The sequence below is a fragment of the Flavobacterium sp. FG19 genome (genome assembly GCF_057809475.1).
In genome coordinates this window covers 76,011-94,664 of the sequence record NZ_JBMDKA010000003.1, presented here as the reverse complement: position 1 = coordinate 94,664, position 18,654 = coordinate 76,011, and the positions used below count along the sequence as shown (strand labels likewise).

Here is an 18,654-nt window from a genome sequence, read left to right as displayed (position 1 = left end):
TCAAAGATTATAAAAAAAAATAATTCGTGAATTCGTGGCGAAAAAAAAATAGTCTATAATGACAAACGAACAAAAAGCTATAAAAGCTACTATTTTTAGTATAATAGGAAACACCTGCCTGGCCTTGATAAAAGGATTGGCAGGTTTTTTTGGCAATTCTTATGCCTTGATTGCAGATGCAATCGAATCGACAACGGATATATTTGCATCTTTTTTGGTACTGTTTGGAATCAAATATTCGAATAAGCCAGCTGATGAAAATCATCCTTACGGTCATGGTCGCGCAGAACCTTTAATTACATTTTTGGTTGTTGGGTTTTTAATTACATCTGCAACAATTATCGGGTACGAAAGTATTGCCAATATCGGGACTTCTCATGAATTGCCTAAATCTTGGACATTGTATGTTTTGGGAGCTATTATAATATGGAAAGAATATTCTTTTCGTTTGGTAATGAAACGAAGTAAACAAACCAATAGTTCTTCTTTGGCCGCAGACGCATGGCATCATAGAAGCGACGCGATAACTTCTGTAGCGGCTTTTATCGGAATTTCGATAGCTCTGATAATGGGAAAAGGCTACGAATCGGCAGATGATTGGGCTGCTCTTTTTGCTGCATTTTTTATTTTATATAATAGTTATAAAATTTTCAGACCCGCACTTGGCGAAATTATGGATGAAAATTTAAATGAGGATTTGGTAGAAGAGATTCGTGTTGTAGCTCTTACTGTTCCTGGGATTTTGGGAACTGAAAAATGTTTTATCCGCAAAGCTGGAATGAAGTATCATGTCGATCTCCATGCTATTGTTTCGGCAAAGATATCTGTTAAAGAAGGACATGATTTGGCACATAAACTGAAAGATACATTGAGGGAAAATAATCCTGAATTAGGACATGTATTAATTCATGTTGAACCAGATGATTATAATTGTTAAAGTTGCTGAGGTTTTGATATTCTAAGTTCTATGATAATATTAATTTTTGTCAGGCTGAAGTCGAAGCCCGCACAAAGATTTTCAAAATTCAAAAAGAAAACTGTTTAAATTACACTCTGTTCAAGTAGATTGCAATTTAAGCGGTTTTTTGAATTTGATATAAAAGTTCTATAATATAAAAGGAAGAAAATTTAGAATCTCAGAACCTTAGCATCTTAGTCTAACGCATTCAAAATCTTCAATCCAAACACAACACCATTTTGCTGAACTCCTCCTTGATAGGAATGCACATAATCTACGCGGAATAATTTGAATTTACCAAAACCTAAATTGTCTAAACCAATTGTATATTCGGTATAAGGTCTTCGGTCTGGAATGGCCAGCGAATGAAACCCGATATTCATTGTTGATTTTAAAAGATTCAATAACGGAATTTTATTCATAATATAGCCGTTATCGTTGTGCTCCAAATGCATTTCCAAATAACTGTCGTTTGTGCTGTTGGCATAATAAGGCATTAAATTGAAAACATTTAAGTAACGACCCGTCGTTCCAATGTGAGTTTGATTTCCATTGAAATGTCTGTAATCTATAAAAGAAATATTCTCAGCATTAAAGAATTTTCCAGCTCTGAAATTCATGCCTAAAGTACCTTTGTTGTTTAAGTTTAAATCATATTGTACTGCAGCGCCGATTCTCTCAAATTCATATTTTTTTTCGCTTGCTGCAAAAGCTTTTTCGAAACCTAAAGTTACAGTTGGATATCGATCATCTTTAAAATTATATCTTCCATCAGGTCTTGAGATGTATTTGTTTCCGAAATTAATTCGCGCATTTATACCAGTTTTAAATAAGTGATGTTGCTCAAATGGTGCTGAAGTAAAATCATTTGGATCAAGCGGATTATTTGAAGTATACAAGTCATCTCTTTTAAAGAAAGAATAATCAGTAGTATTAAAAAGAGGTTTTCTTTGTTCATAAGCCACTTTTGCAAAGAGATTCACTCCGTTTAAAACATCTTGAGAATAATTAACCTGAGCATATTCCAAGTTGTACAATTTCATATAGTTATCTTTAAAAAATAAAGAACTTATAGAATTGACCAATTTTGTAATGGGTTCAGCACTATTAAATTGAGCGACTTTTGTTCCGCCCGAAGCTCCAATTGTAGCATAATTGATGTTATTGAATTTATGCGAAAAATATCCAGTCACCCTAAAACGTTCGTCTGAAAAACCATAATTAAAAGTAGTTCCTATAGAAGTTGATTTTCCTTTTTCCTCATTTTCTTTCCTGAATGAAAAACCAGAGTCGAAATTAAAACCTTGTACGGTATTGAAACTTAAAGATGAAATATTCAATAAACCCTGGTAGTTAAGAGAATATTTTCTGAAAGTGTTTTTATAATCATACCCCATCAGGATATCCCAGACTTTGAATTTGTTATTTTTGGAGTCAACAGAGTCTGTGTATTTTTTTGATGTTCTAATGGTGAGAAGACTGTCTTTTTTGGTGTAATCGTTGCTTTCTTCCAGAGTTAACGGAATTGGTCGTATTTCATTCCAAAAGGCATTGTCTTTTTTGTTGGCGTTGGTTTCAAAAGAAACAATTTCATTTCCAAAAGTTTTCTTTTCAAAAGAAGACGGAAACTCATAATTAGAATACACATAATTAAAGCTTCCGGAGAATTTTATTCCAAAAAGACCCGCCGTAAAAGAAAGGGTCTGTGCATTTTTAGACCAGATTTTATTCTTTACATTATAACTGAAACTTTGTGTTAAAGACATCGTTTCGGTAAATTCATTTTTCATTCTGTAGCCTTTAATATCTAAATCAATGGCATAAATCGCAAAGCTGTCATCAACAATATAGATATAGCCTTCAAAAACAGGCTCTTTGTCTCGTTTTGGAATAATTTTTATTTTATAGATCTGGTTTTTATTGTCATCGTAAAAACTTCCCTCCAATTTGTATTTGTAATAGTTGAAAGCATTATCGGCAATAGGGGAAATCATTTTTACGTCGAAATCTAAGGTATTATCATAAAAATCATAAGTAGATAACGCAGCTGTATTATAGCTGTAGCCCCGGTTGTTTCCGGAAATTTTAGAAGCTATGATTCGCTCTTTTAATTTGAATGGTTTTTCGAAAGTAATTTTGGAAACGGTTTCCGATAAATACAAAATTCCGGTTCCGGTCGAATCCAGATTGGAAGCCATATCAGTGCCAAGATCTACTTTCTGTCCCAGGATTTTTTTTGGGAGATCTTTGACTTTAAACATTCCTTTCGAATAAAAATCGGCTGTAAATCTTCCTGTTTTGTCTGAGTTTTCCTTTTTGTTTGTAATGGCACTTTTGATTATGGCATTGGCAGGATTGTTTTTAGGATCGATAACAACTTCATTTAAGGCAAAACTTTCTTCTGACAGTTTTACGTCCAAAGTAATCGTTTTAGAATCTGGAGAAACGGTAAGCTTTTGGGTTTTAAAACCTAAATACTGAAAAACAATTCGGTTTTTGCCCATTTCATTGACCTGCAATTGGTATTCTCCCTGTTCGTTTGAAGTGGTTCCTCTATAAGTTCCTTCTTCAAAAACAGAAACAAACGGCAGCGGATTTCCCTTTTCATCGGTAACCGTCCCTTTGATTTGAGCGAAATTAGAAAATGAAAAAATTAAAAAGGCAAGTAGTATAAAGTTTCTCATGTAAGTAGTTTCTCTTACAAAAATAAAATAACTTAAAAACGAGCCTATTAATAATTTGTTAAATAACAGCTTATAAAAAAGACTGTATGGCCAGTTCGTAGCTTTTTAATCCGAAACCTAAAATAACACCTTTTGCATTTCCGGATAAATAAGACTGATGTCTGAAACTTTCACGGGCATATGTATTAGAAATATGAACTTCGATTACCGGAGTTGTAACCGCTTTCATAGCGTCGCCTAAGCCAATAGAAGTATGAGTATAAGCACCGGCATTCAGAATAATTCCGTCATAGGTAAAACCGCATTCCTGAATTTTACCAATCAATTCACCTTCAATATTACTTTGGTAATACGAAAGCTCAATGTTTGGGAACTTTTGTTTCAACGTTTCAAAATAATCTTCAAAAGTCTGGCTTCCATAGACTTCAGGTTCACGTTTTCCTAAAAGATTCAGGTTAGGTCCGTTGATAATGCAGATTTTCATATTTAATTATTTATGTTGAAGTATTTATTGTATTTGTAAATGATATTTATTCTTGCCATTGCCATTGAAATTGCCATTGATTTTTGCCATTGAAATTGACTCTTGACACTGCCATTGAATCTGGTAAAAATAAAAAAACCGTTCCAATTAACAGAACGGTTTTTGGGAAAGTATGTGATATTTTTTAGAACAGGAATCCGGCAGATATTTGTACAGTTGAGTTTTTAACATCAGCATTTTTTGAAGCTTCTGTTAATCCTAAACCATAACGTCCCTGAAGGAAAATGTTTTTCGTTAATTTAACTCCTAATCCGGCATTAAGTCCAAATTCAAAAGTTTCAGCATCTTTAACGTCAAAGTCATTTTTTTCACTTAATAGGAAGGAAGCCTGCGGACCAACTTCTAAACTAAAAGTATTGTTTAAATAAAATTTAGCCATTACCGGAATCGATAAATAACCAAGTTCATTTTTAAACTCGTCCACCGCATTTTTATAGCTGGCCCCCTGGGTAGAGTATAAAAGCTCTGGTTGAATAGAAAACTTCTCCAGTAATTTAAGTTCTGCTACAAGACCCGCATGATAGCTGGTAATTCCGTCTTTATCAAATCCTACTCCGTTTAGGCTCGCATCTCCCGTTTGACTTGCAAAGTTAACCCCTGCTTTAACCCCTATTTGTAATAATTGTGCCTGGGTTGTAGCTGTTGCTGCTATGAACAATACAGCTGCTAAAAGTATTTTCTTCATAAAAAATGTTTTTAAATTTTGGTATTTAAACGTTATTCTAAGGTCAAAACTACATTATTTTCATTTTATTGTTTTACATCTGCCTTTATATAATTATTAAAATTTGCACTTTTTTCGAAAATTAAGAGCAGATTTTAAGCTGTTTTTGCCTAAATATTTGAAAACCAGCATTCTGTTTGTAATCTAATTCTGGCTTATTTTAATACTTTTTTTGCTTCTTGTGGACATCAGTTCGTAAGCATAATCTTAGTTTTGGATCAGTAATTAAAAATAAAATCATGAAAAAAATTTTTTTAGCTGCTATTGCAGTATTAGGTTTTGCATTTGCAAATGCACAGACAGGAGGATTTGCTAAAGGAGATGCGTTTATTTCGGGAGCATTAAATGCAGGTTCAACAAAAACGGGAGATGCAAAAACTAGTGGTTTCACAGTAGAACCAAAATTAGGTTATTTTGTATCTGACAACATTGCTGTTGGAGCTAAATTAGGTTTTGGTTCAACTAAAATTGGTGATAATAAAACGAATGATTTTACTGCCGGAGCATTTGGTAGATATTATTTTACACCTGCATCTCAATTTTCTGTGTATGGTGAGGCTGCTCTTGATTTTACTAATTCAAAAACTAAACCTGGTGATTACAAAGAAAATGAAATTGGTGCTAATGTAGGATTAGGTTTGAGTTATTTCTTGTCTAAACATTTCGCAATCGAAGCTACTTGGTTTGGTTTAGGGTACAGTGTAAATAACAATGGTGGACACGGTGCTGAAAAAACTAATTCCTTTGGATTTGGTACGGACTTAAGAGATGTAAGTTTTGGAGTTGTTTACAAATTCTAAGTAAATTTAGTTAGTTAATTCAAAAAGGCCTTCCTTATTTTAAGGAGGGCTTTTTTATGGGTTATGGTCAATTAATACTAAATTAACTATTTAGTTTCTTATTACTACTTTTTTTGTTAAATTCCAAATCGTTATTTATGAAGAATATTTTTATATTTGATCATTAAAAATTTAACCAAAACAAATTTACGATGAGAAAAGTTATTTTATCAGCAATTGCTGTTCTGGCATTTGGTTTTGCAAATGCGCAGCAAACAAGATTTGGAGTAAAGGGAGGTTTGACCCTTACAAATTTTTCTGGAGATGTAGACACTAATACAAAAGTTGGTTTTGTTGTTGGTGGTTTCGCAGAAATTAAAGTTATTGATAGACTATCTATTCAGCCGGAGCTTTTATTCTCTGCGCAGGGAGCAAAGTTTGATTATATAGGGAGCAATGATGCAGATCTTAATTTAAACTATATCAATATTCCTGTTTTAGCAAAATTCTACATTACTAAGCAATTTAGTGTTGAAGCTGGTCCTCAAATTGGCTTCTTAGTTTCTGCAAAAGATGATGGTGAGGATGTTAAGAATTATTACAAATCAGCAGATTTTGGGTTCAATTTTGGAGGTGGTTATAACATCACAGATAATTTCTATGTAGGTTTACGCTACACTGTTGGTCTGTCCGGAGTTGTTGACAGAGGGGACTATGATGATTTTGATGATTATTATGATAGTGCTAAAAATAGTGTGTTAGCTTTTAATGCGGCCTATAGATTTTAAGTTAAAATTTATTTTACGATATTCAAAAACCTTCCTTGTTCAGGAAGGTTTTTTTGTTGCTATTCGATGGATATTTTTTAATTGTGCTTTTTGTGTCTTATTCTGTTATTAAATTAATTTTAGTTGGAAACCGTTACCCTTTTTTTGGTATTTATTTGCACTTCATTAAAACTAAAATCAGAATGAAAAAAGTTATTTTATCTGCAGTTGCAGTTATGTTGTTTACTTTTGTAAATGCCCAGGAAATAAAGTATGGCATAAAAGGAGGTGTTAATTTTTCAAATTGGACAGGAGATACTGAAGGAGTCGATTTAAAGGTAAAAACTGGATTTAATGCAGGAGGTTTTGTCGAAATTAAATTTTCTGAAAAATTTTCCCTCCAGCCTGAAATTTTATACTCGGATCAGGGAGTAAAAATTAAGGGATTAGAAGGAGGGTTTTATGATGATTTTAACAGGGCAGATGTTAGTTTTAATTTGAAGTATATCAATGTACCTGTGATGTTTAAGTATTATGTAATAGAAAAATTCTTCATGGGAGCAGGGCCGCAAATAGGTTTTTTAACTGCTGCGAAAATTAAAACAAAACTTGAAGGTTTTAACCAAACGCTAGAGCAGGATGCTAAAAACATGTTTAAATCAATTGATTTTGGATTAAACATAGGTGCGGGATATGATTTTACAAAAAACTTTTCTCTTGGTGCCAGATATAATCTGGGGTTATCTAATATTGCCAAAACGGAAGAGGGAGAAAATACCAAACTGCATAATAGTGTTTTTGCGATAGGGGCAGCTTATAAATTCTAAGGTAATATGATAGTTTTTTTACGAGATGTATTTTTTTAAAGTTTTAATAAATACTATTTTATTTGTTAAAAACAAATTGACATTCTGATAAGAATATTTTTATATTTGGGTAAATTAATTTAAACCAAAACAAAAAAAATGAAAAAAATCATCTTATCTATTATTGCAGTTATGGCATTTGGTTTCGCAAATGCACAGGATGGGCATTTTAAAGTGGGCGCCCACACAGGTATTGTACTTGGCGATTTAAAAGATTCTTTTTCTGTTAATTTAGGAATTGATGCGGCTTATCTTTGGAATGTTGCCGATAGATTCAGTGTTGGTGCGACAACTGGTTACACTACCTATATTGCTAAAACCTACACTTTTTATGACGGATTCAATTCGGTTGACATTAAAGGGGATAATGCAGGTTTTATTCCGGTTGCAGGAACGGCACAATATTCAGTTACTGATAATTTATTTGTTGGTGCTGATCTTGGATATGCTATTTATGCAGGCAGCGGAAGCGGTGACGGAGGTGTTCTGTATCAACCAAAATTTGGTTACCAAAACGATAAAATAGAGGTATTCGCTTCTTATAAAGCAATATCTGATGATGCTACACTTTCTTCTTTAAACATAGGATTTAATTATAAATTCTAAATTATAGTTTAAAATATATTCAAAAACCTTCCTCATTCAGGAAGGTTTTTTTATGCTTAAAAATGTTTTACTTTGTAACTATGAAATGGAATACTTATATCAAAGACTATCAGTCCTATCTGCGTATAGAAAGAGGATTGTCTAAAAACACGATCGAAAATTACAGCTTTGACATCGAGCGGTTATGCCTGTTTTTAGAAACAAACCAGATTGATGTTTCGCCTGTAAAAATTACCGATGAAACCGTGCAGCAGTTTATACATACCGTTTCTAAAGAGGTGAATCCCCGTTCGCAGGCCCGGATTATTTCCGGACTAAAAAGCTTTTTTAATTACCTGATTTTTGAAGATTACAGAAACGACAGTCCGCTGGAATTAATCGAAAGCCCTAAAACAGGCCGTAAATTACCCGATACTTTATCAGTTAAAGAAATTGATGCTTTAATTGATGCCATTGATTTAAGCAGTAATGAAGGCGAACGAAACCGGGCAATGCTCGAAACTTTATACGGCTGCGGTCTTCGGGTTTCCGAATTGGTATCGCTTAAAATATCGGATATGTTTTTTGATGAAGGATTTATGAAAATTACCGGAAAAGGAAATAAAGAACGTTTTGTTCCGATAGGGAAACTGACTCAGAAATACATCAAAATTTATCAGGATGAAGTTCGTGTTCATCTTACAATCAAAAAAGGCTGTGAAGATACTTTGTTCTTAAACCGCAGAGGGAACCAGCTTACAAGAGCTATGGTTTTTACCATTATAAAAGATCTGGCGGTAAAAACTGGTCTTCATAAAAATATAAGTCCGCATACCCTGAGACATTCTTTTGCGACTCATTTATTAGAAAATGGTGCCGATTTAAGGTCCATACAGCTGATGCTCGGACATGAATCGATTACTACAACTGAAATTTATGTGCATCTGGACCGAAGTTTTTTAAAAGAAGTCATGCATTCGTATCATCCGCGAAGGTAATTTTTTGGTTCAGCCCTTATTTTTCAGGGAAAAAATTAATAACTTGGTACTACATTTGTATTCATTGGGAGTAAATTAAAAGGAAGAAGAGCGGTTTTTTGCCCGTTTCCGAAAAAATAGTATTTACTTAAAAAGTGGTATATGGTTTTTGATTTGTACAGTAATGAGGAATGTCTGGAGGTAAATAATTTTTATAAAAAACTGTTTGCCGAAATGCCGGATTTACTTTTCCAGTTTGTTATCGATGCCGATAATCATTATACTTTTCCTTTAGTCAGCAAATCTGCGGATGATATTTTTGAGCTTTCGGAAAACGAATTCACTGACGATATTAAATTTATTATTTACGACCGGATTTTCGAACAGGACAGGGATCTTTTTTTTCAGTCGATAGTAAAAGCACGCAGGGAAATTCTTCCGTGGAATATTGAGTTCAGGGCCGTTCTTCCTAAAAAAGGGCTGCGCTGGTTTAAAGTTTCGGCCAAAACGGAATCGTCACCAGACGGCAGGGTAAGTTTTTTTGGTCATGTTTCGGATATCACAGAACTAAAAGATAAAGAAGAAAAACTTCGTATATCCGAAGAACGTTTTCAGTTTGCGCTGGATGCGTCAACGGTTGGAATTTGGGATTGGGATATGGTGACGAACAGGGTTTTTTATTCGTCACTTTCATTAAAGATACTGGAACTGGAATCAGCTGATATTTTTGATGATCCCGAACGCTGGGATAAAATTGTGCATCCGGATGATCTGCCTAAATATTATTCGGATATCAGAGAGCATTTTGAAAATAAGATTCCGTATTATGAAAATTACCATAGGGTAATGACTTCCAGCGGAAATTATAAATGGATTCTTGACCGCGGAAAAGTTATCAAAAGAGATGAAAATGGGAAACCGCTTCGGGTTATTGGTACCCATACTGATGTTTCGCTGCAAAAAGAAAAAGAGCTTGAACTCTTAAAAACGATGAAGCTGTACAGCGACCAGAACAGCCGTTTATTGAATTTTTCGCATATAGTGTCTCATAATCTGAATACGCAGGCAGGCAACATCAAATCGATTCTGGACTTTATTGATGCCGATGGCGATAAAGAAACGGTAACCGAAATGCTGGAACATCTTCGAACAGTTTCAAATGATTTAAATGAGACGATTTCGAACTTAACACAGATTGTAAAAACACAAAGCAATATTAATATTGCGGTGATGCCGTTAAAACTTCGTGAGTATATCGAAAAAACAATTTCGGCCATAAAAGGCTTTCATAAACAAAAGAAATCTGTAGTGGTCAATAATGTTCCGGAATATGTAACAATTAATTTTAATCCGGCTTATCTGGAAAGTGTTTTGTTAAACTTTACCACTAATGCCATTAAGTATGCGCATCCCGACCGTGATCCGATCATTGTTTTTGATTTTGGAATTGAACCGGAAGGGTATAAGTCTCTTAAAATTACCGATAATGGTTTGGGAATTGATCTGAAGGTGTATGGTGATCTGTTGTTTGGAATGTATAAAACTTTTCATAAACATGAAGAGGCCAGAGGGATTGGTCTGTATATTACCAAAAACCAAATAGAGGCAATGAAAGGAAGTGTTTTGGTAGAAAGTAAAGTAGGAGAGGGAACAAGCTTTAAAATTGTTTTTAACGATCTTTAAAATATATGAACCGCAATAAAAAAGGCTGTCAGTGATGACAGCCTTTTTTATGTTTTATAAAAGGGAGCAATTACTTTGCGATATTAACTGCTCTGGTTTCACGGATTACCGTAACTTTTACCTGACCCGGATAGGTCATCTCGGTCTGGATTTTTTGTGAAATTTCAAATGATAAATTAGCTGCATTGTCATCAGAAACTTTTTCGCTTTCTACAATTACACGAAGTTCTCTACCGGCCTGAATCGCGTAAGCATTTTTAACTCCGCTGAATCCGTATGCTACATCTTCAAGGTCTTTTAAACGCTGAATATAGGAATCCAGAACCTGACGTCTTGCGCCTGGTCGTGCTCCTGAAATAGCATCACAAACCTGAACTATTGGAGATAATAATGATTTCATTTCAATCTCATCGTGGTGCGCTCCAATTGCGTTGCATACTTCATCTTTCTCGCCATATTTTTCAGCCCACTGCATACCTAATAACGCGTGTGGTAAATCGCTCTCTGTATCCGGCACTTTTCCAATATCATGCAATAAACCGGCTCTTTTAGCTAATTTTACATTCAGTCCTAATTCAGCGGCCATGATTCCGCAAAGTTTGGATACTTCTCTGGAGTGTTGTAATAAGTTCTGTCCGTAAGAAGAACGGTATTTCATTCTGCCGACTACTTTGATTAACTCAGGGTGTAATCCGTGGATTCCTAAATCAATTACCGTACGTTTTCCTACCTCAATGATTTCGTCGTCAATTTGTTTGGCGGTTTTGGCTACTACTTCTTCAATTCGGGCCGGGTGGATACGTCCGTCTGTTACCAGTTTGTGTAAAGACAAACGGGCAATTTCCCTGCGGACAGGATCAAAGCAGGATAAGATAATCGCTTCCGGTGTATCATCAACAATGATTTCTACTCCTGTAGCTGATTCTAAAGCTCTGATGTTACGTCCTTCACGGCCAATAATACGTCCTTTTACGTCATCAGATTCAATGTTAAAAACAGAAACGCAGTTTTCAACCGCTTCTTCAGTTCCAACTCTCTGAATTGTATTGATGATGATTTTTTTAGCTTCCTGCTGAGCGGTAAGTTTTGCCTCTTCAATAGTTTCCTGAATATGAGACATGGCTTTGGTTTTCGCTTCTGCTTTTAAACCTTCAACCAATTGTTCTTTAGCTTCTTCTGCAGAAAGACCTGAAATTACTTCAAGCTGCTGCAATTGACTTTTGTGTAATTTGTCAACTTCAGCCTGTTTTTTGTCCAGAACCTCAATTTTATTGTTGTATTCAGCAGTTTTAGCTTCAAAATCCTCATTGACTTTTTTCGCTTTAGAAAGTTCATTTGAAACCTGTGATTCTTTATCACGTACTCTTTTTTCTACTTCAGCTACTTTTTTATCACGTGCTAAAATAACTTGTTCGTGTTCTGATTTTAATTCGATAAAACGCTCTTTTGCCTGAAGGATTTTATCTTTTTTTATGTTTTCAGCCTCTAAATTAGCGTCTTTTAAAATAGATGCAGCTTCTTTTTTAGCGTTTTTGATTAGGTTAGAAATATTACTTTTCTCGATAATTTTAGCTATCGCAAAACCTGCTGCGATACCTACAATACCAATAATGATCGTTATGATGTCCATGTTTGTTAGGGTTTATATATAAAAAAAGCCTACATTAATTGCTTGAATAAACTCGTAAAGACAAGTTTTGAGCTAACTCACTGTTCAAGTTTCCCAGCCAGAGGAGGGCATACTATAGTAGCGACGATTTGCTCATTCTAAATTGTTAGTGTTGAGTTTACCAATTGTGAACTAATGTAGGCAGTATCTTAGTTTCTGTAAAGAACGTTTTTTAGTTTTCGAGATATTGATCTAAAAGCGCATTTAATCTTTTAATTCTTTCAATAGTTTCTTCGCCATCGATTGCGTTGTCAATTTGTTTTTGTTCTACCTGTGAAGCAAACTGCAGGGCACACATGGCCAGTACATCCTGTTTATCACGAACGGCATAACTTTCTTCGAACTGCTTGATCATAGCATCAATTTTTTTAGAGGCGCTTCTTAAGCCCTCTTCCTGAGCAGGTTCAACCGTTAACGGGTAAACACGGTCAGCAATTGATATTTTAATTCTAAGCTTTCCGTCCATATTTCTAATCTGATAGTTGTGCTATGCAGTAATCGATTTCGCGAATTAATGAATTTATTTTAAGCTTTGTCTCTCTCTTGTTATTGTCGCTGCCAAGCAACGAATTGGCTATTTTAAGTGTTTCATATTGCTTTTTCAAAGCTTCCATTTCTTCAGATTGTTTCTGGATAATTTGCACGGCTCTGGCTAATTCTAATCGTAATTCCTGATTGTTTTTCTCCAGCCCTTTTGATTTCTCAAAAAGCTTTTCGACTTTATATTCAAGAGTATCAATTATTTCGGCAATTACACTCATTATAAATCCTATTCATTACTTAATCATACAAAGTTAGTATTCCTTTTTATTAATGCAATTTTTTCTCGATTTTTTTGCGTTAAAAATAAACAAGTCGATGAATTTCAGTGAATTGTCTTTTTGTGGGTTTACTCTCGGTTTTTCCCTGTTAATTTTTTATCTTAGCAAAAATGTTATTTATGAAATTTTCTGTACTTGCCCTTTTTGTTTGTCATTTTGTATTCGCCCAGACACAATATCCCAAAGATTATTTTCGTCCGCCATTAGATATTCCCATGCAGCTTTCGGGGAATTTCGGGGAGTTAAGGCCGAATCATTTTCATGCCGGGTTTGACTTAAAAACCAATCAGCGTGAGGGATTAAATGTGTATGCGGTGGCTGATGGTTATGTGTCAAGGATTAAAATTTCGACTTTTGGAAACGGGAAATGTATTTACATTACGCATCCCAACGGGTATACTTCGGTATACGGACACCTGCAGACTACAATTGGACCTATCCAGGAATATGTAATGAAAACACATTACAAAGAGAAAGCCTATGAAATTGAAATGTTTCCCAAACCGGACGAACTTCCGGTTACTAAAGGACAATTGATCGCGCTTTCCGGAAATACGGGTTCTTCAGAAGGACCGCATCTGCATTTTGAATTTCGTGATACCAAAACAGAATTTGTAATCAACCCAATGTTTTTTGGTTTTGACCAGAATATTAAAGATACCAAAAAGCCAACCCTGACCAGTCTGCTGGTATATCCTCAGGACAATGCAACGGTTAATTTGTCTAAACAGCCCCTGCTTTTAAATCTGGCACTTCAGAAAGACGGAACGTATCTGGCGTCCAAAGTGAAAACCAACGGAAAAATTGGTTTTGGTATCAACGCCACCGATACGGATGATGTTTCGTATAATAAAAACGGGGTTTTTAATGTTTCAGCCTTTTTAAACGGAAATCAAAATTACAATTATCAGTTCAATACCTATTCGTTTGATGAAATGCGTTATATCAATGCTTTTATTGATTATCCAAGATACAAAAGGACAGGCCAGCGGGTTCAGAAACTTTTTATGAAAACGCCATTTGCATTAAGTATCATCAAAACGGATTCGCTTAGGGGAATCATTTCGGCTGAACCGAATCTCACCTCTGCTTACAGAATAGAGGTGTCTGATTATTTTGGAAACCTGAACTCGATAACCGTTCCAATAGAATACGATACAGCAACGCCGCTGGTGCCGTCAGTACCGGTTACTTCTCCTTATTTTGTGCGTTACAACAAAGATTCTAATTTTGAAAAGGACAATATGTCTGTTTTCTTTCCGGCCGGAACTTTTTACGAAGATTTTAATTTGAATTTTGATGTAAAAAACAATAAAATTTACATTCATGATGATACGGTGCCTGTACATTCTAATTTTACTATTACGATAAAAGATGAAACGTATCCCGAAGCTTTGTGGGATAAACTTTATATTGGCCGGGGAACCAGTCATAACGGAACTATAAGAAAAGGAAATGTATTTACTGCCAAAGCAAAAGTGCTGGGTACTTATGGTTTAATTCTGGATACAATACCTCCCGTAATTAAAATAGCAAAGCCGGTTGAAGGAAAATGGATCAGTGATCAGAAAAAAATTGAATTTACAATTGGAGATTCCTTATCAGGAATCAAATCCTACAATGGATATTTAAACGGCAGCTGGGTTTTATTTGAATACGAAAACAAAAACAGAAAAATTACACATACTTTCGATGATCAGTATCTGACAGAAGGTGAAAACTTCTTAAAAATGGAAGTAGTTGATAATGTAGGAAATTCTACTATCTTTGAAACTCATTTTTTTAGAAGTCAACAAAAATAAAACCCAGATCTTTGAATAAAAACAGGTTAATATTCGCTTTACTTTTTTTATGCTTTACCTATGTTTCATTGGCTCAAAGTGCCCATGTTAAAGGTATTATTATAGATAGTGATCATCGTCCGGTGTCCGGTGTTAATATTTCATCAGCCAAAAACAATACCCAGTCTGATGCAAATGGTTATTTTGAAATTGAGATCGTTTCCAATAAAAAAACTTCGATTATTTTTACCCATGTTTCTTTAAAGATGATCAGTCTGACGGTACATTTAAAGCCGGATGAAATATTTGTTTTTAATCCGGTGATGAATAATTCACAGGAGCAGATGGGAGAGGTTTTTGTTTCCTCCCGAAACCGAAAAAGAGTACAGGGAATTACAAATGTTGATGCTGCCACGATCAAAAAGATTCCTGGTGCGAATGCAGGAATAGAAAATATTCTAAAAACCCTGCCGGGGGTTAATTCCAATAATGAGCTGAGTACACAGTATGCGGTCCGCGGCGGAAATTACGATGAAAATTTAGTGTATGTAAACGAAGTCGAAGTATACCGTCCTTTTCTGATACGCTCCGGCCAGCAGGAAGGGTTGAGTTTTACGAATACGGATCTGGTTCAGAACGTAGATTTTTCTGCCGGGGGATTTCAGGCCAGGTTTGGCGATAAATTATCTTCTGTTTTAGATATTACCTACCGAAAACCAACCCAGTTTGGAGCTTCTCTCGAAGCCAGTTTTTTAGGTGGAAGCGCTTCTTTTGATCTGGTTTCAAAAAATAAAAAATGGACAGCCGTTACAGGAGTCCGTTATCGAAACAATAGTTTGTTAGTAAACAGTCAGGATACGCAGACGAACTATAAGCCGACTTTTGCCGATGTTCAGACCAATATCAATTATGATATTTCTGAAAAGTGGCAGATGAGTTTTTTAGGGAATATTTCGCAGAATAAATATTTGTACCAGCCTTTAACCCGTGAAACTAAATTCGGAACAATAGATCAGCCCATGGCACTGGCAGTTTATTATGAGGGACAGGAAAAAGACCAGTACGATACGTATTTCGGGGCTTTAAAGACCACTTATAAAGCTTCTCCTTCATTAACGCTTAAATTGATTGGTTCTTTGTTTCATACTACCGAAAAAGAACATTTCGATATTTTGGCACAGTACCGTTTGGGAAATGTAAATACAGAAGACCCAACAGACGCTTCGGCAGTTGATTTTACCCGGGGCATTGGTTCGCAGCTGAGCCACGCCCGAAATGATCTGGATGCTTTAATTGCTAATATCGAATTAAAAGGAACAAAAGACTGGAAAGAAAGCCAGCTGGAATTTGGTTTAAAATATACCAGAGAATCTATCCGTGACAGGGTAGTAGAATGGGAGGTAATCGATTCTGCTGGATTTTCGGTTAATCCGCCCTTAATAATACTGCCGGAAAACAACCAGCCGTATGCACCTTATACGGGACCTCTTTTGCCTTATCAGGATATTCGTGCTGTCAATTTTAATACCATAAACCGACTGGCGGGTTATGCACAATGGAACAAACAGTCTGTTTTGGGATCAAGTCAGATTTGGTATCATATTGGTGCCCGTTTTCAGAGCTGGAAGGTTTCGGGGGCTGCGGAAGAAGGAAAAAACCAGGCCGTGATAAGTCCGCGTGCACAATTTGCTATAAAACCGGACTGGGATATGGATATGGTTTTCAGGATTTCTGGAGGATTGTACCATCAGCCGCCGTTTTACAGGGAACTTCGTGATCTGGACGGAGTCGTGAATCCAAATGTAAAAGCGCAGGAAGCAGTTCATGTTGTTTTGGGGAACGATTACAATTTTAAAATGTGGAACCGCCCTTTTAAATGGGTAACTGAAGTGTATTATAAATCACTGTCAGATGTAAATGTATATTCCATAGATAATGTCCGTATTCGATATGCTGCCAATAACAATGCGAAAGCTTATGCACAGGGACTGGATTTCAGACTGAATGGGGAATTTGTTCCGGGAACAGAATCCTGGGTAAGTTTTGGTTATTTAAAAACAGAAGAAAATTACGAAAATAAAGGATATATCGCCCGTCCAACAGATCAGCGTTTAAAGTTTGCGATGCTGTTTCAGGATTATATGCCTAATATTCCAAGTGTAAAAGTATACCTGAATTTAGTTTATAATACAGGTCTTCCGGGAGGTTCACCAGCTTATTCGGATCCGTATTTATATCAAAACCGATTGAACGATTACAGAAGGGCTGATATTGGTTTTGCCAAAGTTTTTGTCGACAGCAGTACGCAGAGTTCTAAAACCAGCTGGCTGAAAAATTTTAAGGAACTGTCTCTTGGTCTGGAAATTTTCAATCTTTTCAATAATCAAAATGCCATTACCAATACATGGGTTCGTGATGTGTATTCTAAAAATCAGTACGCGATTCCAAATTACATGACTTCAAGGGTTTTTAATATAAAGCTAAATGCGAGGTTATGACAGAAAAACGTAAAAAGAGAAAAAAACTTTTTTACGTTCCGGGAATGATTTCCCTGGTTTTGATTCCACTTGTCTGTATCGTTTATTTTTGTAAAACAAATGCTTTTAAAGTATATGGAGCAATAGATTTGTCATTGCCCAATAAAGGAGATTTTGAGAAGTATCAGGTCGAATCCCTCAGAAAATATAAAGTATATGCACTGAACGGGAATGAATCCGATGATCAGAAGAAACTTACTGAAATGAGATTTCATCTCAGAAATCTGATAGATAAAAAAGACACGATCAACGGAATCAAACTACAATATAATGCCAATACATCCTATGGTATTTTTATCAGAACTATAGATATTGTGACGTTAGAGGATGCTCCGGCCTGGGGAATTTTTGATAATGATATTTATATAATTCCTGTTGGTAATTCGCCTAAAAAAGTAAAAAACATCGAAAAAACCTACTATATGAACTGCGGAACCATGGAAGTGATGAGGCAGCAGGCGTACTGGGAAGCAAAAAACAAAAAAGAAGAAGAAGAACGTGTTTTTCAGAATACTTTTTTTAAAGAAAAATGGGTGCTGGTTTCTTTAGGTTATTTGGGTATTATTCTTTTAAATATTTTTACATTGGTACAGCTTAACAGAAACAGGTATGGCTGAGATACATGTAAAAAGAAAGAAGATTTTTTACGTTCCTGGAATGATTTCTCTGGTTCTGCTTCCCTTGTTTTGTTTTTACCATTTTTATAAAGTGGATGCTTTTAAGGTTTATGCCTGTATTGATTTTTCATTTCCTGATGAAAAATCAATTACAAAAGAGGAACTGAAGCACTTGAGAAAATATAAAGAGTTTCGTTTTAATAGTGAAAAATCTCAGGAGCTCGATCAATTAAATGAACTGCGTTTTTTTGTACGGGGATTAATAAAAGAATATGACACCATTAATGGGGCTAAAGTTTATTTTGGTTCAAAAATGGATTATGATACTTATATTGCTGTTATTAATGTAGTAATAGAAGAAGGTGTAGAAACTTATATTCCTTATGATGACGATATGTATATTCTGGGTAAAAAAAAGCCCCGGAAAAAATCTAATAACACAATGCCTGTATGGACATGCGGTTATGAAGATCCTAATGAAGAATATTTTCTGAATGAAGAACGAAAAGCATTATTACGACACCATATTGCTTTGTATAAAAAGAACTGGATACTGCTTTTAGCCTATTTAGGTATAGCGCTTTTGAATCTCTTCGTTTTAGTAAAATTCAATAAAAACCAAAATTACAATCAAAAATAGTATATTTGATAATTGAATATAA

17 protein-coding genes are annotated in these 18,654 nt (G+C 35.1%); 11 read left to right on the top strand and 6 right to left on the bottom strand.

Annotated elements, in window-relative coordinates; genetic code table 11:
* Positions 1–58: 58 nt before the first annotated feature.
* The gene (locus tag ACODST_RS04055; protein WP_091497289.1) at positions 59–937 is read left to right on the top strand and encodes a cation diffusion facilitator family transporter; all 879 of its coding nucleotides are present in this window, start codon (positions 59–61) and stop codon (positions 935–937) included.
* Between the two features lie 215 nt (positions 938–1,152).
* Here the strand turns inward: ACODST_RS04055 and ACODST_RS04050 are convergent, their stop codons facing one another.
* The 3 genes from ACODST_RS04050 to ACODST_RS04040 form a co-directional block, all read right to left on the bottom strand.
* Entirely contained in the window at positions 1,153–3,642 is a 2,490-nt protein-coding gene (locus ACODST_RS04050) for a DUF5686 and carboxypeptidase regulatory-like domain-containing protein (protein WP_488930832.1), read from the bottom strand.
* A 70-nt stretch (positions 3,643–3,712) separates the two neighbouring features.
* Positions 3,713–4,126, bottom strand: a complete 414-nt coding sequence (gene aroQ / locus ACODST_RS04045) for a type II 3-dehydroquinate dehydratase (RefSeq protein ID WP_456897178.1) — start codon at positions 4,124–4,126, stop codon at positions 3,713–3,715.
* 184 nt (positions 4,127–4,310) lie between these two features.
* A complete protein-coding gene (locus ACODST_RS04040) occupies positions 4,311–4,871 on the bottom strand; it encodes a porin family protein (protein WP_488930831.1) in 561 nt (186 codons plus the stop codon).
* 278 nt (positions 4,872–5,149) lie between these two features.
* On the opposite strand from ACODST_RS04040, the gene ACODST_RS04035 reads away from it, so the two are divergent.
* From ACODST_RS04035 to ACODST_RS04010, 6 genes are all read left to right on the top strand, one after another.
* Positions 5,150–5,710, top strand: a complete 561-nt coding sequence (locus ACODST_RS04035; protein WP_488930830.1) for an outer membrane beta-barrel protein — start codon at positions 5,150–5,152, stop codon at positions 5,708–5,710.
* 191 nt (positions 5,711–5,901) lie between these two features.
* Positions 5,902–6,477, top strand: a complete 576-nt coding sequence (locus ACODST_RS04030; protein WP_488930829.1) for a porin family protein — start codon at positions 5,902–5,904, stop codon at positions 6,475–6,477.
* 182 nt (positions 6,478–6,659) lie between these two features.
* Positions 6,660–7,283 (top strand): porin family protein, encoded by a 624-nt coding sequence (locus ACODST_RS04025; protein ID WP_488930828.1) that lies wholly within the window; start codon positions 6,660–6,662, stop codon positions 7,281–7,283.
* A 138-nt stretch (positions 7,284–7,421) separates the two neighbouring features.
* Positions 7,422–7,928, top strand: coding sequence for an outer membrane protein (locus tag ACODST_RS04020; protein ID WP_488930827.1), 507 nt, complete (start codon positions 7,422–7,424; stop codon positions 7,926–7,928).
* 80 nt (positions 7,929–8,008) lie between these two features.
* Positions 8,009–8,905 carry a site-specific tyrosine recombinase XerD gene (xerD, locus tag ACODST_RS04015; RefSeq protein WP_488931084.1) on the top strand — a complete coding sequence of 299 codons (897 nt, stop codon included), beginning with the start codon at positions 8,009–8,011 and terminating at the stop codon, positions 8,903–8,905.
* Positions 8,906–9,046: 141 nt separating this feature from the next.
* Positions 9,047–10,567 (top strand): sensor histidine kinase, encoded by a 1,521-nt coding sequence (locus tag ACODST_RS04010; protein ID WP_488930826.1) that lies wholly within the window; start codon positions 9,047–9,049, stop codon positions 10,565–10,567.
* Positions 10,568–10,637: 70 nt separating this feature from the next.
* Here ACODST_RS04010 and rny read toward each other — a convergent pair whose 3' ends face one another.
* From rny to ACODST_RS03995, 3 genes are all read right to left on the bottom strand, one after another.
* On the bottom strand, positions 10,638–12,197 hold the full coding sequence (gene rny, locus ACODST_RS04005) for a ribonuclease Y (protein ID WP_488930825.1): 1,560 nt from the start codon (positions 12,195–12,197) through the stop codon (positions 10,638–10,640).
* A gap of 211 nt (positions 12,198–12,408) precedes the next feature.
* Positions 12,409–12,702 (bottom strand): cell division protein ZapA, encoded by a 294-nt coding sequence (locus ACODST_RS04000; RefSeq protein WP_488930824.1) that lies wholly within the window; start codon positions 12,700–12,702, stop codon positions 12,409–12,411.
* 4 nt (positions 12,703–12,706) lie between these two features.
* On the bottom strand, positions 12,707–12,997 hold the full coding sequence (locus tag ACODST_RS03995) for a hypothetical protein (RefSeq protein WP_488930823.1): 291 nt from the start codon (positions 12,995–12,997) through the stop codon (positions 12,707–12,709).
* Between the two features lie 179 nt (positions 12,998–13,176).
* Between ACODST_RS03995 and ACODST_RS03990 the strand changes: the two genes are divergently transcribed.
* Genes ACODST_RS03990 through ACODST_RS03975 form a run of 4 tightly spaced genes read left to right on the top strand, consistent with a single transcriptional unit; the run spans position 13,177 to position 18,632 of the window.
* Positions 13,177–14,859: a M23 family metallopeptidase gene (locus ACODST_RS03990; protein WP_488930822.1), complete on the top strand. Its 1,683-nt coding sequence runs from the start codon at positions 13,177–13,179 to the stop codon at positions 14,857–14,859.
* Positions 14,860–14,870: 11 nt separating this feature from the next.
* A complete protein-coding gene (locus tag ACODST_RS03985) occupies positions 14,871–17,336 on the top strand; it encodes a TonB-dependent receptor (RefSeq protein WP_488930821.1) in 2,466 nt (821 codons plus the stop codon).
* On the top strand, positions 17,333–17,992 hold the full coding sequence (locus tag ACODST_RS03980; RefSeq protein ID WP_488930820.1) for a hypothetical protein: 660 nt from the start codon (positions 17,333–17,335) through the stop codon (positions 17,990–17,992). Before ACODST_RS03985 ends, ACODST_RS03980 begins: the two co-directional genes overlap by 4 nt.
* Positions 17,985–18,632: a hypothetical protein gene (locus tag ACODST_RS03975; protein ID WP_488930819.1), complete on the top strand. Its 648-nt coding sequence runs from the start codon at positions 17,985–17,987 to the stop codon at positions 18,630–18,632. Before ACODST_RS03980 ends, ACODST_RS03975 begins: the two co-directional genes overlap by 8 nt.
* The last annotated feature ends 22 nt before the right edge of the window (positions 18,633–18,654 follow it).